Raw genomic sequence first — 21,522 nt, 5'->3', positions numbered from 1 at the left:
GGGGCATAGAAATGGATATTACAGTGGATGTAAAAGATATTACCTCTGGGGTAGAAGTGCGAGTGAAAGGTGAAATTGATGCATATACAGCTCCTAAGCTTAGTGAAGCATTATATCCTTTATCTAAGCGAGAGGGAATTGTTATGATTGTCGATTTAACAGAGGTTTCGTATATGGATAGTACTGGTCTAGGCATTTTCGTTGGTTTATTTAAAAGTGTACGTGCGCATAATGGTGTGTTTACGCTAGTTGGACTGTCGGAACGTTTACAACGACTGTTTGATATTACTGGTCTCGCTGATATCATTGATATAAAAAGTCATGCAGAGGGTGGAGTAGAATGAGTCAAGCATATGAATATATTGAAATGAAGATCCCGGCTAAGCCTAATTTCATTGGGGTTATTCGGTTAACGCTTTCTGGAATAGCTAGTCGAATGGGCTTCACCTATGATGAAATTGAGGATTTGAAGATTGCTACAAGTGAAGCGTGTACGAATGCCGTACAACATGCATATAAAGGGGAGGATCATGGGCAAGTGAAAATTAGTTTTGGTTTATATGAAGACCGTTTGGAAGTAATGGTATCCGACAGTGGGAAAAGTTGTAACTTTGATGAAGTGCGTCAAGGTCTTGGACCATATAAAAATGAGCATGAGGTTGAATTCTTAAGAGAAGGAGGTTTGGGCCTCTACCTCATTGAGACTCTTATGGATGAAGTGAAAATTCATCAACATGAAGGGGTCACAGTATTCATGACTAAGTTTGTTGAGGGAGAGCGGGTGGAGATGGATGCAAAAACACTCTCAACCTAATCAAGCTACAAAAGATGAAGTTCATAAATGGATTCGAGCTTATCAACACAACCAGGATGATGAGGCCCAAAATCAGCTGGTCCTCCATTATAGAAATTTAGTCGAAGCCATTTCTAGAAAATATTCCAAGGGCAATGCATCTCATGAAGATATTGTACAAGTGGGAATGATTGGACTATTAGGAGCGATTCGCAGATACGATGAATCTTTCGGTAAAAGCTTTGAAGCCTTTGCAGTACCTACAGTGATCGGTGAAATTAAAAGGTATTTACGTGATAAAACGTGGAGTGTCCACGTTCCTAGACGAATTAAAGAGCTTGGTCCGAAAATAAAAGTAGCTGTGGAAGAGTTAACCACGGTTCTCCATCGCTCTCCTAAAATTGGAGAAATTGCTGAATTTATAGGAGTAGCTGATGAAGAAGTGTTAGAAGCTATGGAAATGGGAAAAAGCTATCAAGCTTTATCTGTTGATCATTCGATGGAAGCTGATTCAGAAGGTGGCACCGTAACACTGCTTGATATTTTCGGAGATGTTGATGAAGGATTCGAACGAGTCAATCAGCGCATGGTGTTGGATCAAGTGCTTCATGTGTTAAGTGAAAGAGAAAAATGCATTATACAATTTACGTATTTAGAAAATCTGAGTCAAAAAGAGGCTGGCGAGAAACTTGGGATTTCACAAATGCATGTTTCCAGACTACAACGCAGAGCAATTAAGAAGCTCCGGGAAGCGATATATGCAGAGAATAAATCGGAGTTTGTTCAATGATAACGGAGCTTTATTCCGAGAATCAATTCGAGATATGGGCTTTTCAATCATCTAAAAACGGAGCGACTTATTGTGGAGATGATTATTATATAGCACATACCGAGGAGTATCTTCTTTGCGTACTTGCAGATGGTCTAGGTAGTGGGGAGTTTGCCTATGAATCTTCTCATGCAGTCATTGAAGAGATTATAGCAAACCAAAACAAAGATGTAGAAGCTCTTATGGATTTAGGGAATGGAGTGTTGACGAATAAAAGAGGGGCTGCTGTATCTGTAATAAAGATTTATTTCGATACAAAAGAGTTTGTATATAGCTCAGTTGGAAACATTCGATTCTTTTTGTATAATCCTAAAAAGGAAAAACTAGTTTACCCACTTCCTGTTACTGGATTTCTATCTGGAAGGGCACAAAAATATCGTACTCAGAGATTTAAATATGAACCAGGGGCGAGCTTCATTCTTCATTCAGACGGTGTTCAACTTCAAGGAGCAAAAGCTCTTTTGAAATCCCGTTCTCCTTTGGAGCAGAAAACCCGAGAAATAATTGAAGGAATAAAGGTCCAAGTCGATGACTCAACATTTATTATAGGAAGCTTACTTTCATGAAACTTTGGAAAGTAAGCTTTTTATTATGAGGAATTATTTGAAATAATTTTATTAGGGGTTTTTCTCACCAAATTCGCAACCATTCGAGGTTTTTGCTAGACTAGACGTATAAGGAATTTTTTAGCAGAGGGATTATTAACAATTAGCTTGGAGGAAAAACTGTGATTGTAGCGGAAACTCAAACAAAAGAAATTTTAGAAAAAGTATCTAGTGAGCTATCATTGAAAACACATCAAGTACAAAATGTAATGAACTTGCTCAAAGAGGGTAATACCGTACCTTTTATTGCGAGGTATCGAAAAGAAATGACCGGCTCATTAGATGAAGTACAAATTAAGACGATCATGGAACGTTCGAATTACTTGGAAAACTTAAATCAACGGAAGTCCGAGGTTATACGAAATATAGAGGAACAAGGAAAGCTTACTCCGGACCTACAGTTACAAATTACAAAGGCGGATAAACTTCAGGAAGTAGAAGATCTATATCGTCCATATAAACAAAAAAGAAGAACGAAAGCGACAGTGGCAAAAGAAAAAGGCTTAGAGCCTCTGGCTATATGGTTGCTTGAATTTCCTGTATCTAAATCGATTGAGGAAAAAGCAGGTGAGTTTTTATCTGAAGAGCTTGATGTTCCTACTATCGAAGATGCAATCAATGGTGCAAAAGATATTATTGCAGAGATTATCGCAGATGATGCAGAATATCGTAAAAAAATAAGAGCGGACGTTTTTAAAACGGGTACATTCGTATCGACTGTCAAAGATGAAGAAAAAGATGAAAAGAAAATATTTGAAATGTATTATGAGTACTCTGAACCTGTTCATAAAATAGTGCCGCATCGAGTATTGGCATTGAATCGCGGAGAAAAGGAGGATGTACTTAGAATATCCATCGTTCCAAACACAGAAGCTATTATTGCTTATTTAGAAAAGGTGGTTACGAAAGATGCGATCTCTAGTGCAGTTACTCCAATTAAGGAAGCGATTGAGGATAGCTTTAAACGCCTAATCATGCCTTCTGTTGAACGTGAAATTAGAAAAGAGTTAACAGAAAAAGCTGAAGATCAGGCGATTCATATCTTCTCAGAAAATCTACGCAATCTTTTGCTGCAACCACCTTTAAAAGGGAAGGTCGTTCTTGCACTTGACCCTGCGTATCGAACTGGCTGTAAGCTCGCTGTGATTGATGAAACAGGAAAAGTATTGGCGATTAATGTCATATATCCTCACCCTCCAGTAAATAAGAAAGACGCTGCTCGGGATACGACAATATCACTTTTAAAAGAATATCAAGTAGAAATTGTTGCAATTGGAAATGGAACGGCTTCTCGTGAATCTGAACAATTTATTGCGGATATTCTGAAAGAAGTTCAGGAACAAATTTCGTACATTATCGTAAACGAAGCGGGAGCAAGTGTCTACTCTGCATCTGACATCGCTCGTGTAGAGTTTCCTGATCTTGCGGTAGAAGAACGGAGTGCTGTTTCTATCGGTCGCCGTTTACAAGATCCGTTAGCAGAGTTGGTAAAAATTGATCCGAAGTCAGTAGGGGTAGGTCAATATCAGCATGATGTCTCGCAAAAGAAATTATCAGAATCGCTTGCCTTTGTTGTCGAGACAGCTGTTAACCAAGTAGGTGTGAACGTCAATACAGCCTCTCCATCTCTTCTTCAGTATGTAGCTGGGCTCTCAAAGTCCGTTGCACAAAATATTGTGAAGAGGCGGGAAGAAGAAGGGAAGTTTACAAGTAGAAAAAGCTTAAAAGGGATCCCGCGCCTCGGAGCTAAAACCTATGAGCAATGCATCGGTTTCTTAAGAGTAGTAGACGGTGAAGAGCCATTGGACCAGACATCCATTCATCCTGAAAACTATGGGGCGGTTAATAAACTTTTGAAAAAATTAGGATTTACTTCTCGCGACATTGGCACTGATGCACTCAATGAAGCATTGTCTAATCGTGGAGATATAAAGGAATTAGCGGAAGGTTTAGAAATTGGGGATATTACGTTAAAGGACATTATGGATGATTTAAGAAAACCTGGTCGAGACCTTCGTGATGATTTGGCAAAACCATTATTGAAACAAGATGTCCTAAAACTAGAAGACTTAGCAAAAGGAATGGAGCTTCAAGGAACCGTTCGGAATGTTGTTGACTTTGGTGCTTTTGTTGATGTTGGGGTTAAACAAGATGGTCTTGTTCATATTTCAAAACTGAGCAATAAATTCGTGAAGCATCCACTCGATATTGTAGCTGTCGGAGATGTAGTAACTGTTTGGGTAGATTCAGTAGATATGAATAAGCAAAGAGTAGCATTAACGATGCTTCAACCAAAAGACCAACTATAAAGTGAAACTTCTATCAGTGGGGATTCTCATCCCCTACTGATTGTTAGTCCCGTTCTACTGTCGCTTGATATCGATCAAACGACAGCAATCTCTAAACCTTGTGATGGGGTATTATTGCCTATTAATGCGGGATAAAATGTAAAAAAACACTTTCATAATATTCGAAGGTGTTTTTTTGTTAGAATTTTTTCGTTAATAATGAACACTTTCGTTATTCCAATAGTAAAACCAACATTGATTCAGCATCTTCACTTGAACATGATTTTTTTCGTGGAATGCCCTACGAATTTGATTTTGAAGCCATATAGGCATGGAATAAGCCTCCAGTTAATTCGACGTTTTTTATTATTATATGAAATGAGTGGTTGTCTCGTGTCCATGACAAGCCTAAAAACATCCATTAGCCTTCTGATCCCAACTAATATGATGGAAATGGTCCCCGTTCCCAAAAATGTGTCACCTTATGAAGGTGGCAGTGAAGAGTAGATTTGCGAAGCCCCGCCCCTTTTCCAGAAAAAGAGAATCAAATCCAAGATATGCTTTAAGATAGAATCATCTTCGTTTATGATAAAGGGGAAGATGGATATTGTATGTTAGAGAGGGGTGAAGGAGTGGAAAAACAGCAACTTCAAAAACTTGTAGAAGAAATTTCACTAAAGGATTTTGGGAGGGCTTTTAGGCATCAAGCATCTTTCAATCCTCGTCTCAGAACGACAGGTGGGAGATATCTTTTGCGCTCGCATGATATAGAAATCAACAAAAAATATTATGATGAGAGAGGTACAGGAGAGCTTATCGGCATTATTAAGCATGAGCTTTGCCATTATCACCTTCATCTTGAGGGAAAGGGGTATCAACATAGAGATGCAGATTTTAAAACGCTACTCAAACAGGTGGGGGCTCCTAGATTTTGTACACCCCTATCAATGGACAAGAATAAGGTAAAGCAAAACCAGAAAATATATCAATATGCTTGTAAGGCATGTAGCCAATTGTATATAAGGAAAAGAAGAATAAATACTTCAAGGTATGTTTGTGGAGCGTGTAAAGGGAGGCTGTTTCTTACTGATAGGAAAGAGGTTTAAAAAAAATGAAAAGATGCTTGACTTTAGTTTAAAACGTCCTTATAATCTAAAGAGTCGACAAAAGATAACAAAAAGTTATTACGACGTTAGAGTCTTTGAGTTCTATAGTAAGACACCAAATTTTTATATTATTCCGCAGTAGCTCAGTGGTAGAGCATTCGGCTGTTAACCGAACGGTCGTAGGTTCGAATCCTACCTGCGGAGCCAATTTGGGGAAGTACTCAAGAGGCTGAAGAGGCGCCCCTGCTAAGGGTGTAGGTCGGGTAACCGGCGCGAGGGTTCAAATCCCTCCTTCTCCGCCAGCTACAATTATTACGACGGCCCCTTGGTCAAGCGGTTAAGACACCGCCCTTTCACGGCGGTAACACGGGTTCGAATCCCGTAGGGGTCATTTTTTTGATTATTAATATTTAGTTAAGGTCCCGTGGTGTAGCGGTTAACATGCCTGCCTGTCACGCAGGAGATCGCGGGTTCGATTCCCGTCGGGACCGCCATTTGTTTTAAAAGTTATGCAAGTATTAATAAGTTTATTGGGTAATGTTTTTTTGTTCATAATTCGATGGGCTATAGCCAAGCGGTAAGGCAACGGATTTTGATTCCGTCATGCGAAGGTTCGAATCCTTCTAGCCCAGCCATTTTTTATTTTTAACATAAGGTATATTCTTGATGAGCCATTAGCTCAGTTGGTAGAGCATCTGACTTTTAATCAGAGGGTCGCAGGTTCGAATCCTGCATGGCTCACCACTTGTCTTATGCGGGTGTGGCGGAATTGGCAGACGCACCAGACTTAGGATCTGGCGCCGCGAGGCGTGGGGGTTCAAGTCCCTTCACCCGCACTTTCAAAACTGCGTTGACACCAAATGTAGAACGTGGTACATTATTTAATGTCGCTTGCGGTCGTGGCGGAATGGCAGACGCGCTAGGTTGAGGGCCTAGTGGGGGCAACCCCGTGGAGGTTCAAGTCCTCTCGGCCGCACCAAATACATACGTATCAAGGCATTCTTCGAAAGAAGGGTGCCTTTTTTGTGTTTTCTTCACTAGATTTTTTTCGTCATTATCTAGTACGACAGTCTAGTGGGAGGTAAACCATGCGAAGAAAAGAATTAAGCCAATCTGAACGAGAAATCATTAACCAAGTAACAAAGATTAACGATGAGCTAGCCATAAAGGAATTTTTAAAAAGCAGAAGATTGAAGAACGTTCGTGAGACAACCATTAAGTATTATGAAGATGCTTTTCATGTATTGAAGAGGGACCTTACTAAACTGAAAATTAAGAAGCAACTAGTTGAGCTTGAAGAAAAAGACCTTGAAAAAATTATTCTTCTTTGGCAGAAGAAATTGAAAGTAACAACCATTAACAGCAAACTTCGAGGAATCAGACCTTTTTATGCTTTCTTGGAAGAAAAGAAATGGATAAAGACAAATCCAGCTGCTAATATCAACCTTCTCAGAGATCGGAAAAAAATTCGAGAAACTCTTGAAGATGATGAAATCAGGAAGGTGGCAGACAACTTCAAAAAGCAGAATACTTTTCCCGCCTTTCGAGATTTGGTCATTTTCCAATTACTACTCGATACTGGAATTAGAATCAATGAATGTTTGAGCATCCAATTGAATGATATCGATGGAAAGAGACTTGTCATTACGGAATCAAAGAACTTGCAACAAAGAATGGTTTTTCTGTCAAAAAACATGCAAGAGAAGTTGAAGATATATCTCAAGGTTCGTGGAAGCCTACACCATGATTATTTGTTCGTTAACCAAGACAATGAGAGGTTAAGTAAGAACACGTTCCAAGAACGGCTTAGAATGGCTGCTAGGGCTTGTGGAATCAAAAAACAGGTTAGTCCTCATGTTTGTAGAAGAACGTACGCTAAGAAGGCAATTCTGAAGGGTATGGACCCATTTTCATTGGCAGTCTTACTTGGACATTCAACTTTAGAGGTAACAAAGCGATATGTTCAAATTTGGGGAGCAGATTTGGAGAAACAAGCATCCAAAAAAGAAGATTTTTCAGAATTTTTCTAAAATATTTACGAATGTGCGTTCGGTATATTAAAATAAAATAAGAGAGTGGTTAAGCTTGAGACCCTTTCCACTCCCTTAATAAAACCAAACGCAGAAGAATAAACTTCTACATATAACATTGTAGCAAATTCTTTTCTTCTGTGTCAAAAGGAGAAAGAGAAATGAATTTAAGCTTGATGTCAATTTTAAGTGGAAAAGGCTTTGTGATGTACAACAAAGAACTTGCCCACAAAGTTTCAGTAAACGGAGCGATCATTTTTGGTCAGTTATGTTCAAGCTATGAAAGTTTTGGAAGTAAAGGTATGTTAACAATTCGAGATAACAAAGAATATTTCTTCCTAACAATTGAGACTTTAGAAGAAGAAACAGCTCTTTCTTACAAACAACAAATGAAAGCTGTTAAAGACTTAGAAGAAGCTGGTTACATTGAAACAAGAAACATGGGAGTCCCACAAAAGAGACATTTTCATATTACGGATAAAATTGTTAAAGAACTACTTTCCAGTTCTGACAAAAGGGAAGAACTGAATAATCCATCAAATCCTGACTCTTCGCCTTCAAACAGCAATCTCAATCTTGACCAAAGGGAAAGATTAGAGTTGCCAAAAGGTGACGATAAGACTTGCCAAAAGGTGTCGAATATTAAAAAGAAAAATAAAAAAGAAAAAATAAAAGAAAACAATATTATTATTGATGATGATAAGCGAACAAGTTCGACCGAAGCTATTAAGCCAATCAATAATGAATTAATTGATTCAATTTGGGAATCAGTTAAAGATGATATTTCCAAAAGAACATTTAATACTGTCCTTAGAAAAGTCAAAGATAAACACGCTCAGGGTCAAGTCAATAGTTTCAGGGATTACTTTATAACAGCTTTAACTAATAAAGAAAATGAACTCGAATTAAGACGAGCAAAAGATAAGGCAGCTTTAGAAATCAAGAAAAGTTCAATTGATCGTTCAGACAGAAAAATTTTAGAATCCTTATATCCAGAACAAGAAGTTAACAGAGAACCTGTACCGTTCTATAACTGGTTGGAACAATAAGGAGGTCTAATCATGATTAACACTAAGCTCAGATAGGCTCCCAGAAGCCCGTATTTGACCCAGATTGAACAGAAACTTGAGAGATAATGAAATATATTATCTCTCTTTTTTATGGTCTTAAAATGGGAGGAATTAATTACCATGAATTATTTTTGAATTTTGATTTACACTCGCCCGATTTTTTGAATAATAGTAGTATCAAAATTTGGGGGTCTTTTACTATGACAACGATGGAAAACAGATTTATTGAACTTTTTATGATTCGCTTTAACGATGGAAAGCATGATTGGTTAGAAGATGACGAATGGCAGAAAATTGTTAGCGAGATGGAAGAACTTGAAAACTTCATTGACAAAGAAAAAGTCAGTAAGAAATTGAAGGAACTATTTGGATTGAATTGATCGAGCTTAATGCTCGGTCTTATTTTTTTTGTACATAAAATCCATATTTTATATTAATGAAGTTGAGGGCCATTTTGACTACAAAAACGAAGTTAGGTACATTTTGTCCGGACTTAGGTACATTTTGTCTAAAGTTAGGTACAATTTGTCCAAAAGTTAGGTACAAAATGTACCTCTAATAAGAATACATAATAATTTATAAGAATAATAAATAAGAATATTATCTCGGAACTTTGCAAGTTCCGAGATGCTATGCTAAATAAATTTTGAATATTGATTTACGTTTTGTATTCATCAGATATGATAATAAAAGAAGAAGAACCTTTTACTCGAAATTACTTCGTAATTTCTCGTATGAATATTTTTTTAAAAAAGTTTCTAAATCTTGTACAGAATCTTCTTGCAGAGTATATAAATAATGAGAGATACGAGAACTTTCCAAAAGTACGTCTTATATCCCTAGCTTCGTATATATAAATATAGAGAGGTATTATATCAACCTCTTATTTTTTTATCTTCAATAATGACATTTATATCTTTGGAGGAAATCATCTAATGAAAAAAATTAAATATGAAAGCAGATCATTCACAGCTCCAGAAGAACTTTACAAAGAGTTCATGGAACATTGCGAAAAACGTGGACTTAATCGTTCAGCAATTATTCGAAAACTACTAATCAATTATTTAGAAGAACAAAAAAACAAAGCTCTCTAATAGAGGGCTTTTTAATTTGGTCAGCATTCAAACATCGGAGGAATTCAAATGAGAAAAACAACTATTATCTGGAATCCAAAACTTAATAACTTCCTTATGGAAAACGGCTTACATGCAATCGAAAAAGTTTATCACCAAGAAAAAATCGGTTTCTATGGTCGTAGGTACAAGAGCACTCACATCTTGTCGCAGTTGATTGAAGCCTACAAACAAAAATAAAAGGATGGATACTAATATGAACTACATTACTAAAACAAACTTAAACAAAAAGAAAAACGCTGTTGAAATGGAAGAAGAATTCTTCCGAATTCCCAAATCCCTTTTAAGAAGTGTAGAGTACAAAGCCCTAACTCCTGCAGCAAAATTAATTTACATTGAACTATTAGATCGAGTTGGTTTATCAATTATGAACGATTGGACAGATGAATTCGGCCGATATTATGTGAAGCTTTCGAAAGAAGTTTTACCAGAAGTTCTTGGTCTCAATCCTAAAACTCTTGACAGAGCAAAACTTCAACTTGCTGAATTCGGATTAATAGAAGTTCGTAAGGTAAATGCTAGAGTTCATCATATTTATGTTTCACTTCCAAACAATACTAAAACAAAGGATGGTAATTAATTATGCTAAACAAACAATGGAAAGAAATCGAAGTTCGTGGTCATCAAATGTTGGTAAGCGATTATGGAGATTTTTACGATCTTGAGAAAGAAGAAGTTTACCTACCTTACAAATCCCCAAATGGTTATCTTCATGTTTACGGAGACCTGGCTCACAGATTAGTAGTAGAAGCTTTCATCGGTCCAATTCCGAAAGGAAGAGTAGTCAATCACATCAACGGTCGAAAGCTTGATAATCGAGATTGCAACCTTGAAATCGTAACTTACAGACAAAATACTCGACATGCTATCAGAACCGGTTTGTTTGAGCATGCTTGTGCAATAGAAGTTTTCAAAGATGGAGAATACTATGGCCAATATGAAACTCTAATGGATTTTGCTAGAGAACTTCGTCCTCATAATCCAAAGCAGCTTATGATGGGATTAAGTGCTGTGTACCTTGGAAAATGGAAACCACAACGTGGAGCTTTAGCTGGAATTGAAATTTCCCCACAAGAAACTTTGGAGGTTATCTAATATGAGAAAGAAACTTAAAACTTATTCATTCAAACTTTTCCTTGAAACTGTTCAAGGTTCGATTTCAACAGAAGTTCTAATTGCTGCTTATCCATATGAGCTCTTCCATAATAGCTTCATTGATAAGTGCTATTACCTGGCAGTAAAAGATTTGAGAGATTCTGGCTATGATTTAGAAACTTTAGAAAAAGCTCTTTCAGTGGATTATTCTTTACTACCATACAAACTTGCAAAGGAGGTGGCTAACTAATATGTTGGTTATCTTCTTTATTAGTTTGGCAGCCGTAATTCACTTCAATCATAAGCAAGACCTAAAATTGTATGACCGTGTAGAGGAGAACTTCAAATGAATCATCCAATAACTGAACAAATCAGAAGACAGATTGAAGAAATTGAAGAAGCTAAAGAAAGGCAAAATGGCATATATGCTTATTCTCGTATGTGGAGCAATAACTTTGAGCTCGCGTTCAATGGAATCAAAAGGCTTCCTCTAGTGCATGAGAATAGCGAAGCAATTTATGTTTTAGATAAAGACTTGAACATTCTTCACAGATTAGAAGCAAAATATCTTGTTAGACAATGGATTGAAAAGGTATTCGGAAAAGTAGTATCAGATAAAACAACTTACAGATATTTTACTTCAGGGAAATTATACAAAGGAAAGTATTACTTTGTTCCAGTGGACAAGTATGAAAGTTTTGTAAAAAAGTTTCAACTTTTTGATTAAAATAGGCAAAATGTCCGGTATCTCTGTTATAGCATTAATAGAGAGATAAGAAGTATATTATTTTTTTACTACTAAATTGCTTAGCCAAGCTAATTGGAGAGGTAGAGATTTTGGTCACCGCCTTGTTCTCTATCTCTTTTTATTCTGCTCCGGCCTTCCACCAACTGCAGATAGCATTTTTTGCTAACAGGAGTCAAAAAATCCAGGTGTCACGATCCACCTGGTCCCTTTTAAGGGTTTCTATCATGGGGTGTCACGAGCCCCACCGCCTAAAGTTCGAAATCAGGACTTTCTTTTTCTTTGGGTTTCTGTTGAAACCAACTTTGAACGTAGTTGAGTTAGTTCTCATTGAACCTCCGAGCTTTGAGAACACTCTTGGAACCACCCGTCATAGTGGTTCCTCTTTTTTTTTACATAAGATAGCGATCGCCTTAACTGGTGGTCGCTTTTTTTATTTTGCAAATTTACTAGAAAGGAGTCAGATACATGGGGTTATTCAGATTTGGTAGTAGCAAAACACAATCCGGAGATTATTTCTCAACAGCAATTTTTTCTGGCACTCGTTCTTACACAGTTTCAGAAATTCAAGCGATGCAAATTCCTGCTGTTAAAAGTTGTGTTGAATTGATTACTTCCACTATTTCGCAGCTTCCTATCTATCTTTACACAGAGTTAGAAAATGGTGATTTAGAAGAAGTAAACGATGCTAGAGTTTCATTGCTAAATGATGCAGCCAACAAAAGAGACACTGCAGCCAAAGTTAAAAAGCTTCTTGTTAAAGATTTGCTGTTCTATGGAAAAGCATATCTGTTCAAGAAAGATAATGAACTTCATTATTTAGAAGCAAGCAAGATGACTGCTGATTCATTCACTAATGATGGAATTACAATCTCTCGCAGACAATTCACTTACAACGGAATGAGAACTGTAACGCTTGACGAAAACGAAGTAATCGTTTTTGAAACTGGCACAGAAGGAATTCTTGTTGATGGCGAAAACATTCTTCAGCAAGCTCAGAACGAACTTGAGTACTCGAAAAATGTTATGTCCAACGGAGCTTTACCAGTTGGTGTTCTTCAAGTTGCAAGTAGATTGACAGAGAACGCTATCACAAGATTGAAAGAAAGCTTCAGCAATTTATATGGCTCTGCAAAGAATGCGGGTAAAACATTGATTCTTGAAGAAGGCATGGCATATAAAGCTGTCTCTTTGAATCCAAATGAATTGCAGCTAAATGAGACAAACAAGCATACAATTGCTTCTATTTGTCGTTTGTTTAATGTTCCTCAAGCATTGGTTGATAGCAACGCTAATAAGTACGCTTCTTTAGAAATGCAGAATATGCAATTCTTGCAGTTTACTGTTAGTCCTCTTATCAACACTATCGAATCGACATTAAATCAAACCTTCTTGGAAGACTTCGAACTTGAAGGTGGACGATACTTCCGATTCGATACATCTGAAGTTCTTCGAGTTACTGAAAAAGAACTCGTCGACACAACAATCAGCCTGGTTAAAAGTGGCTTGATTTCAGTTAATGAAGCAAGAGCAAAACTTGATAGAAAACGAATTAACACAGATTACTTCGTTCTAACTCTTGGAAATGCCTTGAAAGATGCTGAAACAGACAAGATCACCATCATTAACTTAGGACAAACAATTGAATTAGGAGGTAGCACCAATAATGAAAATGGAGCTAAGAAGCAACAAGACAACACTAGCATCTAATGGTGATTTAGTTGTTGCTGGTTATGTAAATAAGCCTGGTCAACTTTCAGAAGTTCTTGGTGCTGCTAAGAAGTTTCGTGAAAAGATTGCTCCCGGGGCATTCTCAAAAGCTATTGAAAATCGCAATCGTGAGATTGATTTTTTAGCTGAACACAACAACAAACAAATTTTAGCTTCCACCAGAAATGATTCTTTGACGCTTCGAGAAGACGGCGAAGGATTATTTATGGAAGCACGAATTAGTCCTACAACTTGGGGTCAAGATTACTTCACTTTGATTTCAGAAGGATTAATTCAAAATATGAGCTTTGGTTTCAGAGCTTTGAAAGACACTTGGGAAATGGTTGAAGGTGTTGCTGTTCGTACAGTTCATGAGTTGGAACTCTTCGAAGTGTCAGCAGTTAAAGATCCAGCCTACTCTCAATCAACAATAGCAGCAAGAAATATCGAAGTAAATGATGTGGAAGTGCCTGATGAAATTTCAGAATCTTCCGAAAACAAAAAAGACGAAAGAGGTAATGTACAAATGGCTGAAATGAAAATGGAAACTCGCACAAATGAATTTGAACAAATTCTTCGTGGAGAAACTCGTGCTTTACAAACAACTGCTGATGGTGGTTCTTTAATCCCTGAAAACGTTCAAGGTGAAATCATCAAAAAAATGGAAGAGTCTTCTGCTGTATTCGCAAAAGCTCGTAAACTTGGTTCTGTTGCTGGAACTCTTCGTGTAAACCGTGAAGATGATAAAGTTGTTGCTGGATTCGTTGGAGAAGGCGAAAACGTTCTTGAGTCTGCTATCGGTTTCACTCACGTTGATCTTAAGCAAAAACGTGTTGGTGCAGCTTTAACTCTTACTAACCAATTAATCAATGACGCAGCAGTTAACATCGCTGAATATTCTAAAGACCTTCTTGCCCGTCGTACTGCTAAAGCAGTTGAGAAGTCTATCTTGGTTGGTAAAGGTGGTCTTGAATTCAACGGTATCGTTAACGATGCAGACATCAAGGCTGTAAAACCTGAAGGTGCCGTTACTTTAGAAGACTTGCAAGAACTATACCTTGCTATTCACCCAGAATTCTTGAATGGTGCTTCATTCATTATGTCTCGTGAATTCTTCAACAAAATTGCAAAAATGAAGGATAACCAAGGCCACTACTACATTCAAAACGGTATTGTTAACGGCAAATTGACTTACACTCTATTTGGCATGGCAATCGATGTAACTGATGCTCTTACAGCTGAAGTTCCAGTTCTTTTCGGTAACGTTACAGAAGCTTACTCTGTAATGGTTAAACAAGAAGCTGGCATCCAAGAAATCGTTGACTCAGTTCAAGCTCTTCGTGGTTCTAAACTGTTTGTATTCGATGCTTACATGGATGGAGCAGTAGTTAACCCTCAAGCTATCGCTAAACTAGTTTTAGCTTAATATGTGAAATGTTTCACAAATCGGAGTCGAGAAATCGGCTCCTTTTTATTTTCTATTAGAAAGGATAGATTACTTTGGCAAAAATGACCGGTATGAAATGCAAGGTATACATTGAAGATGCTGCAACAGGTAAAGTCCTAGCTGGACAAAAAAACGCCACTCTTTCTCGTTCTGCTGAAACTATTGATGCGACTTCTAAAGACACAGCAGGCTTCTGGAAAGAATCGGTTGCAGGATTTAAAGAATGGAGCATTGATTGTGATGGAGCATACATCGAATCTGATGCAGCTTACCAACTTCTCGAATCAGCATTCATCAATTCTGAAAACGTAAACGTTTATATCGAACTTCCTTCTGGAACTAAATATCGTGGAAACGTTACTATCACAGACTTTAGTCTTGAGTTCCCTTACGACGATCTAGTGACTTACTCACTTTCTCTACAAGGTTCTGGAGCTCTAGAAACAACTATTGCTTAATCGAGAGACCTTCGGGTCTCTTTTTTATTTCTACATAAGAAGGCTTGAACATTTGCCTAATAAGAAAAAAGGAGAGATGAAAATGAACAGTCAAATGACTCAGTTGCAATACATTGAAGGTCTTGAATCCATTAGACACATGTTCAAGCCTTCGAATTATCGATTCATATTAGCAGAAGCTTTAGTTTACTATTTTTCACACAAAACAAGTTCCCCATCAACTATTAGAAATCGTACGAACGAAGTTTTGAAAGGTAGGAAAGTAGAGCCTATCAGTCTTGGATTCGTTCGAAATTTAATTGAAAACTAAGAGGTGAGAAGTCTTGAAAATTACTGAACTAGATTTGGATTTTGTAAAAAGGTATTTGAGAATTGAGCATTCGGAAGACGATATGCTTCTTGAAATGATGATAACAGCTTCGAAAAGTTTCATCCAAAATTACTTAAACCAAACGTTTGAAGAAATGGGAGAAGTGCCAGCTGAACTTACTATTCCAGCCCTAGCTATAATCGCTCATTGGTATGAAAAGAGAGAAGTCCAAGTAAACGACAGAGTTGTTAAAGAAATTCTTTATTCTTTTTCTGGAATCCTTGATATGTTTCGTATCTTCAAAGGTGGTCAGATTCTATGAATCCAGGTCAACTAAATAGACGATTAACATTCAATCGTAATGAGGAAGTTTCAGATGGTGCTGGTGGTTTTGAAAAGTCTTTAGTTCCTATCAAAACAGTTTGGGCAAATGTTCGATCTGCTAGAGCGAGAGAATTTTATCAAGCTGCACAATCTCAAGTTGAAATTACTCATGTAGTCACAATTCGTTATGACGCCTCTATCAATAGAACTCAAGTTATTACTTTTGACGGAAAACAATTTGAAATTCAATTTGTCATGGAGAAAGAGCCTAAGAGATTTCTTGAACTCCATGTTGTAGAAAGGACGTAAGACTATGGCAACTAGATTATATGAAGTTCAAACAAAAGTCTATGAAGCTCTTACTTCTATTTCTACGAAAGTTTATGACTACGTTCCAGAAGGAACTCAATCCCCTTATATTACTTTTGGTCAAATGACTTCTTCAAGTGAAGGTCTATCAGATGAACGAGTTTCTGTGGCTCTTGAAGTGTGGTCTGAAGGGAAAGGCCGTAAGGAATGTATTTCTATATTAAACGAAATAGAAAGAGCCTTACAGGCTGATCTAGAGCTTGTCACAGCCAGTGTAATTCAGCAGAAGATAGCTCAAACAGAAATCATCCCTCACCAGGGTTTATATCAAGGAATTGTAACTATCGAGTTCCAGATTGATTGGAACGAATAAGAAAGGAGTTGAAATGATCTATGGCAATGATGGTTAAAATTGGTGCTGATACTAGACAGTTTGAGAGACAAATGAAGACCCTTACTAAAGAGTTTAGTACTGTATCAAATAAGCTCAACTCAGCCGGTAAGACAATGTCAACTTACGTTACAGCTCCACTAGTAGGGTTAGGTGCAGTTGCTGCTAAAACTGGTATGGAATTCGAAGCAACAATGTCCAAAGTTGCTGCCACTATGGGTAAGCCAGTATCAGCAATCGGTGAACTGAATGACTTAGCCCGTGAGATGGGTAAAACAACAAAGTTTACAGCGATTGAAGCAGCAGATGCAATTAACTATATGGCACTAGCTGGTTGGGATAGCCAAAAGATTATGGCTGGTTTACCTGGACTACTTAACTTAGCAGCAGCTGGTGGAATGGACTTAGCCACTGCAGCCGACATCGTAACAGATGCGATGACAGGGATGGGGTTAGGTGCCGATCAAACAGGAAAAATCGTTGATATGATGGCTAAGACAGCATCTAATGCCAATACAAGTGTTGAGCAAATGGGTAAAGCAATGATTCTAGTTGCTGGTCAATCTAACACTTTGGGTATTGAAGCAAACGATCTAGCTCTTTCTCTTGGATTAATGGCCAATGCCGGATTTAAAGGGGAAATTGCCGGACAGCATTTATCAGCTGGTATTCGTCGACTTACTGACCCAACGAACAGAGCTAAAAAAGCAATGGACAAATACGGAATTGCTATTTCAAAAAATGAAGATGGTTCTTTCAACTTAGGCAAAACAATCGAAACCATGAGAGAAAAGCTAAATGGCTTGAACAAGGTTCAAAAGGCTCAAGCTTTAAGCGCTATCTTTGGTGCCGATGCTCAAAAATCATGGGCTGGAATTATAAATGCCTCAGCTGGTGATTTCGATAAGTTAAAAGATGCAATTGCTAATGCAGATGGTGCTGGGGCAGAAATGGCTGCCACAATGCAAGATAACCTTCTAGGTAAAATCAACCTTATGCAAGCAGCTCTTCAAGAGTTATCTATCCAGATTTATGATTATATAAAGCCAGCTCTCGAAGCTATAGTCCTATGGGTAACAGGTCTTGCCGAGTCATTTGCAAATGCTAGTCCTGAGACAAAAAAATTCGTCTTAGCTTTAATTGGAATTGCTGCTGCGATTGGTCCGCTACTCCTGGTGGCTGCCCAAATTGTCGCCTTCACCGGAAAGCTTAAAGCTTTATGGACAATGATAAAAGCTGGTCAATCAGCCTTTGCTGTATTTACGATGGCAGCTGGTGGTCCAGTGACGTTAATCATCCTCGCTTTAGTTGCTCTAGGTGTTGCAATTGCTGCTTTAGTAATCTATTGGGATGAAATTACTGCCTACTTCAAAACTAACTTACCAGCTTTGTATAACATCTTCAAAGCACAATTTGAAGCTATGAAGCAAACGATTACTGGAGTATTCAATGGCATCAAAACGATTATTCTTGGAGCTTGGCAAGTAATCAAAGGTATCTTCCAATTCTGGACAGGTCTCATCAACGGAATCGTCACTGGTGATTTCACAACGATGAAGAAAGGCTTAACAAATATCTTCTCTGGATTGGTCAACATTCTTGGAGGATTGGCTACAACAGCAATCAGTCTTTTAACCCATCCATTCAGAATGATTGCTGCTACTTTATCTGGCATTTTTGAAAGTATGAAGTCTAACGCTACTTCTACTTTTAGTTCCATGATTAGTGGAATCAAGTCATTCATCAATGGTGCTATCGGTGCTTTCAATAAGTTCTCTGGTGGTATCAACAAAGCAATCGGCAAGATCAATTCTGTTCCAGGTGTAAACATTCCTACGATTCCTAGCGTTCCAATGTTGGCAACCGGTGGTAGCTTATTTGGAAATGGTTCAGCAATCGTGGGTGAAGCTGGTCCTGAGTTAATCAGCAAATCTGGTTCAGCTGTGAAAGTAACTCCATTGTCTGCCGGAGAGAAAGCTCGTGGTATCGGTGGAGCTGTTGGTGGTCAAGGAATCATCATCAAAGAAAACAACTTCGTCATTCGTGAAGAAGCTGATATCGATAAAATTGCAACTAAGCTTAACCAATTAGTAGAACGTAAATCACGAGCTACTGGTAGATTGAGTTTAACTTAAGGCTACTCTTCGGAGTAGTCTTCTTTTTTTATAAAGGAGTTGAGACCAATGAGCAACATTAGATTCACTGTTAATGTTGATGGTGTTGAACGCACTATCGCTAATATCAACCGCTTTGATATTGAGGCTACCTTAAAAGCGAAGGCTATTATTAGAAAGAACGCTCTCGGTGTAGGGCGCGATAGTAGAAAGGTAGCGCCTAGAAAAACAGGTAAGCTAAGTAAAGCAATCAGCACAAAGTTCTACATCAATGGGATGTATGCAGTCACAGGTCCTAATCATAAGAAAGCACCACACAGAGCGTTCTTTGTACATGGTACGAAAGATCGATTCAGAAAGAATGGTGGATTCACAGGAAGAGTGAATGAGATTAGATACATGGAATCAGCAGAACAAAAGTATAAACAAAGGTTTGAACAAGAAATCAAACAAACTTTTGATAAAGATGTAGAGGTGTAGGTTGAAAGAATTTTTTTATTTTTTTTAATTACACTTCGAGTGAATGATCTGGTTTGAAGTATAGGGCGAGTGTGGAAGTACGCCCTCTCTTTTTAGAAAAAAAGCTAATACGCTCTAAAATAACGAGGGGAGGTCCACTCACACAACTGCTACGTTTTACAAATACTATTTTTATGTAAATATATGTAAATTAAGGGGATGATTAATATGAACGCACCAACATATTTCAATGAAGCAGCAACGAGATACTTTGACTTTGTAGTTGAGCAACTTCAAATAGAAGAAAAGCTGAATGCCACTGATCAACCAATCATCGAAGCCTTATCCTTCAATCTTGCAACTCTTGAAGAATGCCAAAAGATTCTGATGAAAGAAGGATTCGTTATGGAAGGACTTCACGGAAAGAAGGAACATCCAGCTGTCGGAATTTCGATGAAAGCACAAGCGAAAGTTCTTGAGTCTTTCAAACTTCTTGGATTAGATGCTTCTTCTCGTTTCAAAGAAGAACAAGCAAAACCAGAAGATAACTCGAATGACTTAGTTTTAAAAGTGTTAAGAGGGGAACTCGCATAGTCATAGTGGGTTCCCAGATTGACCCAGATTGAATCTTATGAGACCTTCTAATATTTTCATATTGGCTCGTTTTAAAATTCAATACATAACAAATATAGACCTCATTTTTACTTGAAGATTCGCCATCTTCGTTTAGGTTTTTCAATCTTTCTATCCTCGAATTCTTCAAAGATAATTTCTCCATCATCGAATTCAATGTAAGCTGGAACTTCATTAAACAGAACTTCGTATGCTTGACCATCCCCATCTGGATTATTCACTGCTCGAATGACTTCAAATTCCCATCCAATCATGTGAGCGTACCAAAAGAACTCGTCTTGACATTTAACTACTCGAATCTTCATATCTGTTCCCCCTTATAAATCAATCCCAATCTTCAGGCAATCTTGGTAGATTACTTCGATTATAAAACTTATAAAACATTTCTGACAGGAATTTGTGCCTTTCTTCATTAGATACCCATTTTTCAAGATTCTTCACGATCTCCATCATTTCCTCTGCAGTATGAAGTTGCCCTTCCTTCTCTTCCATTTCTTTATTGATACGATTTAAGTACATATCATGCACTCCAATTTTCCTGGATAGAAATTGAAGGTCTTTTTTTATATCTGAAATTTCTTGTTCTAAAATTTCCTCAGCAGTTTTCATTTCAAAATCTCCTTCCTTTTTGCTTCTTTAAAAATATTTTATCACACCTTTTTACAAATGGATTTATTCAGATACAAATGTAAAGAGGAGGGGTTAATATGGAAAAAAGATATTATGTATACGCTCATTATTTAGAAGGCATATTATTTTATGTTGGCAGTAACTGTGGAACCAATAAAGGAATGAATCCAAATCGAGCATGGGATATTTCATATAGAAATAAGAAATACAAAAATTTCGTGGGAGACCGTTTAGATGAAGTTGAAGTGGAAATTCTTGAATGGCTACCATTAGGAGCTACTAGTGGTGAATGTCAGTCAAGAGAAATAAGGTGGATTCATTCATTTCATGATTTAGGGTTAGCTCAATGTTCAGGTCAAGATAACCGAGGTTCAAAAAATGGGATGTACGGAAAAGGCTACATTCAATTAGGAAATAAAAATCCTATGTATGGAATGACTCCAACAAATGCTCGACCCTGTGCTTTATATAAAGAAGGAATAGAACTTGGTAAGTTTTCATCTGTAATGGAAGCAAGAAGGTTTTTAGAAAGCAAAATTGGAGGAAACCTTGAAAAAGGATTGCAGAAAATCATTAATGGAACATGGATTCCAACAAGGAAAAGTCAGCTTTACGGATACTCTTTAAAATACATTTAAAAAAATCGTTGACATAGGTCAGTCGTGTCTTTATAATAGGTCTAGTGACGTTGAGAAACGGTGAAGTCACACAAAGCCTTGATACGACTGAACTATTTGGTTATTCTCAATTGAATGAAATTGAGGGCCTAGTGGGGGCGACCCCGTGGAGGTTCAAGTCCTCTCGGCCGCACCAAACAAATGTAACTTAGTAAGTATTTGCGCCCGTAGCTCAATTGGATAGAGCGTCTGACTACGGATCAGAAGGTTATGGGTTCGACTCCTTTCGGGCGCGCCATATAGACGGGAAGTAGCTCAGCTTGGTAGAGCACTTGGTTTGGGACCAAGGGGTCGCAGGTTCGAATCCTGTCTTCCCGACCATTGATTTTTCTTTTTGTAAATAATATGCGGGTGTAGTTTAGTGGT

The 21,522-nt window shown here is 37.7% G+C and carries 29 protein-coding genes and 10 tRNA genes; 36 read left to right on the top strand and 3 right to left on the bottom strand.

Annotated elements, in window-relative coordinates; genetic code table 11:
• The first annotated feature begins 11 nt into the window (after positions 1-11).
• The 5 genes from V179_RS0105095 (at position 12) to V179_RS0105075 (ending at position 4,536) form a co-directional block, all read left to right on the top strand.
• Positions 12-344: an anti-sigma factor antagonist gene (locus V179_RS0105095; RefSeq protein ID WP_028390566.1), complete on the top strand. Its 333-nt coding sequence runs from the start codon at positions 12-14 to the stop codon at positions 342-344.
• Complete coding sequence (gene rsbW / locus V179_RS0105090; protein WP_028390565.1) at positions 341-814, top strand: anti-sigma B factor RsbW; 474 nt, start codon at positions 341-343, stop codon at positions 812-814. The genes V179_RS0105095 and rsbW overlap by 4 nt, the downstream gene beginning before the upstream one ends.
• The gene (gene sigB, locus V179_RS0105085) at positions 792-1,583 is read left to right on the top strand and encodes an RNA polymerase sigma factor SigB (protein WP_028390564.1); all 792 of its coding nucleotides are present in this window, start codon (positions 792-794) and stop codon (positions 1,581-1,583) included. The genes rsbW and sigB overlap by 23 nt, the downstream gene beginning before the upstream one ends.
• Positions 1,580-2,188, top strand: a complete 609-nt coding sequence (locus V179_RS0105080; RefSeq protein WP_200868658.1) for a PP2C family serine/threonine-protein phosphatase — start codon at positions 1,580-1,582, stop codon at positions 2,186-2,188. The genes sigB and V179_RS0105080 overlap by 4 nt, the downstream gene beginning before the upstream one ends.
• Before the next feature lie 161 nt (positions 2,189-2,349).
• Positions 2,350-4,536, top strand: a complete 2,187-nt coding sequence (locus tag V179_RS0105075) for a Tex family protein (protein WP_028390562.1) — start codon at positions 2,350-2,352, stop codon at positions 4,534-4,536.
• 192 nt (positions 4,537-4,728) lie between these two features.
• Here the strand turns inward: V179_RS0105075 and cmpA are convergent, their stop codons facing one another.
• Complete coding sequence (gene cmpA / locus V179_RS30505) at positions 4,729-4,848, bottom strand: cortex morphogenetic protein CmpA (protein ID WP_152534698.1); 120 nt, start codon at positions 4,846-4,848, stop codon at positions 4,729-4,731.
• Between the two features lie 299 nt (positions 4,849-5,147).
• On the opposite strand from cmpA, the gene V179_RS0105065 reads away from it, so the two are divergent.
• From V179_RS0105065 to V179_RS0104915, 28 genes are all read left to right on the top strand, one after another.
• A complete protein-coding gene (locus V179_RS0105065; protein WP_028390561.1) occupies positions 5,148-5,621 on the top strand; it encodes a SprT family protein in 474 nt (157 codons plus the stop codon).
• A 132-nt stretch (positions 5,622-5,753) separates the two neighbouring features.
• A tRNA-Asn gene (locus V179_RS0105060) sits at positions 5,754-5,828 on the top strand.
• A 4-nt stretch (positions 5,829-5,832) separates the two neighbouring features.
• Positions 5,833-5,923 (top strand) — tRNA-Ser (locus tag V179_RS0105055).
• A 17-nt stretch (positions 5,924-5,940) separates the two neighbouring features.
• A tRNA-Glu gene (locus V179_RS0105050) sits at positions 5,941-6,012 on the top strand.
• A gap of 27 nt (positions 6,013-6,039) precedes the next feature.
• Positions 6,040-6,115 (top strand) — tRNA-Asp (locus V179_RS0105045).
• Between the two features lie 66 nt (positions 6,116-6,181).
• Positions 6,182-6,256 (top strand) — tRNA-Gln (locus tag V179_RS0105040).
• A gap of 33 nt (positions 6,257-6,289) precedes the next feature.
• Positions 6,290-6,365: transfer RNA gene (locus V179_RS0105035), tRNA-Lys, on the top strand.
• A 10-nt stretch (positions 6,366-6,375) separates the two neighbouring features.
• Positions 6,376-6,457 (top strand) — tRNA-Leu (locus tag V179_RS0105030).
• Positions 6,458-6,514: 57 nt separating this feature from the next.
• Positions 6,515-6,600, top strand: a tRNA-Leu gene (locus V179_RS0105025).
• Positions 6,601-6,709: 109 nt separating this feature from the next.
• Positions 6,710-7,651, top strand: coding sequence for a tyrosine-type recombinase/integrase (locus V179_RS0105020; protein ID WP_028390560.1), 942 nt, complete (start codon positions 6,710-6,712; stop codon positions 7,649-7,651).
• Positions 7,652-7,812: 161 nt separating this feature from the next.
• Positions 7,813-8,700 (top strand): site-specific integrase, encoded by an 888-nt coding sequence (locus V179_RS31260; RefSeq protein ID WP_051404842.1) that lies wholly within the window; start codon positions 7,813-7,815, stop codon positions 8,698-8,700.
• Positions 8,701-8,921: 221 nt separating this feature from the next.
• Positions 8,922-9,101, top strand: coding sequence for a hypothetical protein (locus V179_RS0105010; protein WP_028390559.1), 180 nt, complete (start codon positions 8,922-8,924; stop codon positions 9,099-9,101).
• 555 nt (positions 9,102-9,656) lie between these two features.
• The gene (locus V179_RS29615; RefSeq protein WP_084552213.1) at positions 9,657-9,815 is read left to right on the top strand and encodes a CopG family ribbon-helix-helix protein; all 159 of its coding nucleotides are present in this window, start codon (positions 9,657-9,659) and stop codon (positions 9,813-9,815) included.
• Between the two features lie 48 nt (positions 9,816-9,863).
• Positions 9,864-10,034: a hypothetical protein gene (locus V179_RS30970; RefSeq protein ID WP_154663991.1), complete on the top strand. Its 171-nt coding sequence runs from the start codon at positions 9,864-9,866 to the stop codon at positions 10,032-10,034.
• 16 nt (positions 10,035-10,050) lie between these two features.
• Positions 10,051-10,434, top strand: a complete 384-nt coding sequence (locus V179_RS0104990) for a replication initiator protein A (protein ID WP_028390558.1) — start codon at positions 10,051-10,053, stop codon at positions 10,432-10,434.
• A 2-nt stretch (positions 10,435-10,436) separates the two neighbouring features.
• The gene (locus V179_RS27060) at positions 10,437-10,949 is read left to right on the top strand and encodes an HNH endonuclease signature motif containing protein (protein ID WP_034300676.1); all 513 of its coding nucleotides are present in this window, start codon (positions 10,437-10,439) and stop codon (positions 10,947-10,949) included.
• A 1-nt stretch (position 10,950) separates the two neighbouring features.
• A complete protein-coding gene (locus V179_RS0104980; RefSeq protein WP_028390557.1) occupies positions 10,951-11,199 on the top strand; it encodes a hypothetical protein in 249 nt (82 codons plus the stop codon).
• Positions 11,200-11,295: 96 nt separating this feature from the next.
• The gene (locus tag V179_RS0104970; RefSeq protein ID WP_028390556.1) at positions 11,296-11,676 is read left to right on the top strand and encodes a hypothetical protein; all 381 of its coding nucleotides are present in this window, start codon (positions 11,296-11,298) and stop codon (positions 11,674-11,676) included.
• Positions 11,677-12,162: 486 nt separating this feature from the next.
• The gene (locus tag V179_RS27055; protein WP_051404841.1) at positions 12,163-13,404 is read left to right on the top strand and encodes a phage portal protein; all 1,242 of its coding nucleotides are present in this window, start codon (positions 12,163-12,165) and stop codon (positions 13,402-13,404) included.
• Positions 13,361-14,830: a phage major capsid protein gene (locus V179_RS0104955; RefSeq protein ID WP_028390554.1), complete on the top strand. Its 1,470-nt coding sequence runs from the start codon at positions 13,361-13,363 to the stop codon at positions 14,828-14,830. Before V179_RS27055 ends, V179_RS0104955 begins: the two co-directional genes overlap by 44 nt.
• Positions 14,831-14,922: 92 nt before the next feature.
• On the top strand, positions 14,923-15,309 hold the full coding sequence (locus tag V179_RS0104950) for a phage major tail protein, TP901-1 family (RefSeq protein WP_235178959.1): 387 nt from the start codon (positions 14,923-14,925) through the stop codon (positions 15,307-15,309).
• An 82-nt stretch (positions 15,310-15,391) separates the two neighbouring features.
• Positions 15,392-15,619 carry a hypothetical protein gene (locus V179_RS0104945; RefSeq protein ID WP_028390552.1) on the top strand — a complete coding sequence of 76 codons (228 nt, stop codon included), beginning with the start codon at positions 15,392-15,394 and terminating at the stop codon, positions 15,617-15,619.
• A gap of 13 nt (positions 15,620-15,632) precedes the next feature.
• Positions 15,633-15,941: a head-tail connector protein gene (locus tag V179_RS0104940; protein WP_028390551.1), complete on the top strand. Its 309-nt coding sequence runs from the start codon at positions 15,633-15,635 to the stop codon at positions 15,939-15,941.
• Positions 15,938-16,252 carry a phage head closure protein gene (locus V179_RS0104935; protein WP_028390550.1) on the top strand — a complete coding sequence of 105 codons (315 nt, stop codon included), beginning with the start codon at positions 15,938-15,940 and terminating at the stop codon, positions 16,250-16,252. The genes V179_RS0104940 and V179_RS0104935 overlap by 4 nt, the downstream gene beginning before the upstream one ends.
• Positions 16,253-16,256: 4 nt before the next feature.
• A complete protein-coding gene (locus V179_RS0104930; protein ID WP_028390549.1) occupies positions 16,257-16,625 on the top strand; it encodes a DUF3168 domain-containing protein in 369 nt (122 codons plus the stop codon).
• A 20-nt stretch (positions 16,626-16,645) separates the two neighbouring features.
• Positions 16,646-18,778 (top strand): phage tail tape measure protein, encoded by a 2,133-nt coding sequence (locus V179_RS29020; RefSeq protein ID WP_051404839.1) that lies wholly within the window; start codon positions 16,646-16,648, stop codon positions 18,776-18,778.
• Positions 18,779-18,826: 48 nt separating this feature from the next.
• Positions 18,827-19,237 carry a hypothetical protein gene (locus V179_RS0104920; RefSeq protein WP_028390548.1) on the top strand — a complete coding sequence of 137 codons (411 nt, stop codon included), beginning with the start codon at positions 18,827-18,829 and terminating at the stop codon, positions 19,235-19,237.
• A 207-nt stretch (positions 19,238-19,444) separates the two neighbouring features.
• A complete protein-coding gene (locus V179_RS0104915; RefSeq protein ID WP_028390547.1) occupies positions 19,445-19,810 on the top strand; it encodes a P27 family phage terminase small subunit in 366 nt (121 codons plus the stop codon).
• A gap of 107 nt (positions 19,811-19,917) precedes the next feature.
• On the opposite strand, the gene V179_RS0104910 is transcribed toward V179_RS0104915, so the two are convergent.
• On the bottom strand, positions 19,918-20,154 hold the full coding sequence (locus V179_RS0104910) for a hypothetical protein (RefSeq protein ID WP_028390546.1): 237 nt from the start codon (positions 20,152-20,154) through the stop codon (positions 19,918-19,920).
• A gap of 19 nt (positions 20,155-20,173) precedes the next feature.
• Positions 20,174-20,458, bottom strand: a complete 285-nt coding sequence (locus tag V179_RS0104905; RefSeq protein ID WP_028390545.1) for a hypothetical protein — start codon at positions 20,456-20,458, stop codon at positions 20,174-20,176.
• A gap of 98 nt (positions 20,459-20,556) precedes the next feature.
• Here V179_RS0104905 and V179_RS0104900 point away from each other — a divergent pair, with 98 nt between their 5' ends.
• From V179_RS0104900 to V179_RS0104890, 3 genes are all read left to right on the top strand, one after another.
• Entirely contained in the window at positions 20,557-21,117 is a 561-nt protein-coding gene (locus V179_RS0104900; protein WP_028390544.1) for a hypothetical protein, read from the top strand.
• A 200-nt stretch (positions 21,118-21,317) separates the two neighbouring features.
• Positions 21,318-21,394, top strand: a tRNA-Arg gene (locus tag V179_RS0104895).
• A 6-nt stretch (positions 21,395-21,400) separates the two neighbouring features.
• Positions 21,401-21,477, top strand: a tRNA-Pro gene (locus V179_RS0104890).
• The last annotated feature ends 45 nt before the right edge of the window (positions 21,478-21,522 follow it).

The sequence above is a fragment of the Bacillus cihuensis genome (assembly GCF_000504145.1).
Classification (GTDB): Bacteria; Bacillota; Bacilli; order Bacillales; family DSM-1321; genus Peribacillus; species Peribacillus huizhouensis.
Note: the sequence above shows the minus strand (reverse complement) of the source record. Positions and strands in the feature narration are given on the sequence as shown.

Excerpts from the sequence above, each read along its gene's own strand:
- V179_RS0105095 (WP_028390566.1), top strand. The coding sequence starts at position 12 with ATGGATATTACAGTGGATGTAAAAGATATTACCTCTGGGGTAGAAGTG.
- rsbW (WP_028390565.1), top strand. The coding sequence starts at position 341 with ATGAGTCAAGCATATGAATATATTGAAATGAAGATCCCGGCTAAGCCT.
- sigB (WP_028390564.1), top strand. The coding sequence starts at position 792 with ATGCAAAAACACTCTCAACCTAATCAAGCTACAAAAGATGAAGTTCAT.
- V179_RS0105080 (WP_200868658.1), top strand. The coding sequence starts at position 1,580 with ATGATAACGGAGCTTTATTCCGAGAATCAATTCGAGATATGGGCTTTT.
- cmpA (WP_152534698.1), bottom strand. The coding sequence starts at position 4,848 with ATGCCTATATGGCTTCAAAATCAAATTCGTAGGGCATTCCACGAAAAA.
- V179_RS0105020 (WP_028390560.1), top strand. The coding sequence starts at position 6,710 with ATGCGAAGAAAAGAATTAAGCCAATCTGAACGAGAAATCATTAACCAA.
- V179_RS31260 (WP_051404842.1), top strand. The coding sequence starts at position 7,813 with ATGAATTTAAGCTTGATGTCAATTTTAAGTGGAAAAGGCTTTGTGATG.
- V179_RS0105010 (WP_028390559.1), top strand. The coding sequence starts at position 8,922 with ATGACAACGATGGAAAACAGATTTATTGAACTTTTTATGATTCGCTTT.
- V179_RS29615 (WP_084552213.1), top strand. The coding sequence starts at position 9,657 with ATGAAAAAAATTAAATATGAAAGCAGATCATTCACAGCTCCAGAAGAA.
- V179_RS30970 (WP_154663991.1), top strand. The coding sequence starts at position 9,864 with ATGAGAAAAACAACTATTATCTGGAATCCAAAACTTAATAACTTCCTT.
- V179_RS0104990 (WP_028390558.1), top strand. The coding sequence starts at position 10,051 with ATGAACTACATTACTAAAACAAACTTAAACAAAAAGAAAAACGCTGTT.
- V179_RS27060 (WP_034300676.1), top strand. The coding sequence starts at position 10,437 with ATGCTAAACAAACAATGGAAAGAAATCGAAGTTCGTGGTCATCAAATG.
- V179_RS0104980 (WP_028390557.1), top strand. The coding sequence starts at position 10,951 with ATGAGAAAGAAACTTAAAACTTATTCATTCAAACTTTTCCTTGAAACT.
- V179_RS0104970 (WP_028390556.1), top strand. The coding sequence starts at position 11,296 with ATGAATCATCCAATAACTGAACAAATCAGAAGACAGATTGAAGAAATT.
- V179_RS27055 (WP_051404841.1), top strand. The coding sequence starts at position 12,163 with ATGGGGTTATTCAGATTTGGTAGTAGCAAAACACAATCCGGAGATTAT.
- V179_RS0104955 (WP_028390554.1), top strand. The coding sequence starts at position 13,361 with ATGAAAATGGAGCTAAGAAGCAACAAGACAACACTAGCATCTAATGGT.
- V179_RS0104950 (WP_235178959.1), top strand. The coding sequence starts at position 14,923 with ATGAAATGCAAGGTATACATTGAAGATGCTGCAACAGGTAAAGTCCTA.
- V179_RS0104945 (WP_028390552.1), top strand. The coding sequence starts at position 15,392 with ATGAACAGTCAAATGACTCAGTTGCAATACATTGAAGGTCTTGAATCC.
- V179_RS0104935 (WP_028390550.1), top strand. The coding sequence starts at position 15,938 with ATGAATCCAGGTCAACTAAATAGACGATTAACATTCAATCGTAATGAG.
- V179_RS0104930 (WP_028390549.1), top strand. The coding sequence starts at position 16,257 with ATGGCAACTAGATTATATGAAGTTCAAACAAAAGTCTATGAAGCTCTT.
- V179_RS29020 (WP_051404839.1), top strand. The coding sequence starts at position 16,646 with ATGGCAATGATGGTTAAAATTGGTGCTGATACTAGACAGTTTGAGAGA.
- V179_RS0104920 (WP_028390548.1), top strand. The coding sequence starts at position 18,827 with ATGAGCAACATTAGATTCACTGTTAATGTTGATGGTGTTGAACGCACT.
- V179_RS0104915 (WP_028390547.1), top strand. The coding sequence starts at position 19,445 with ATGAACGCACCAACATATTTCAATGAAGCAGCAACGAGATACTTTGAC.
- V179_RS0104910 (WP_028390546.1), bottom strand. The coding sequence starts at position 20,154 with ATGAAGATTCGAGTAGTTAAATGTCAAGACGAGTTCTTTTGGTACGCT.
- V179_RS0104905 (WP_028390545.1), bottom strand. The coding sequence starts at position 20,458 with ATGAAAACTGCTGAGGAAATTTTAGAACAAGAAATTTCAGATATAAAA.
- V179_RS0104900 (WP_028390544.1), top strand. The coding sequence starts at position 20,557 with ATGGAAAAAAGATATTATGTATACGCTCATTATTTAGAAGGCATATTA.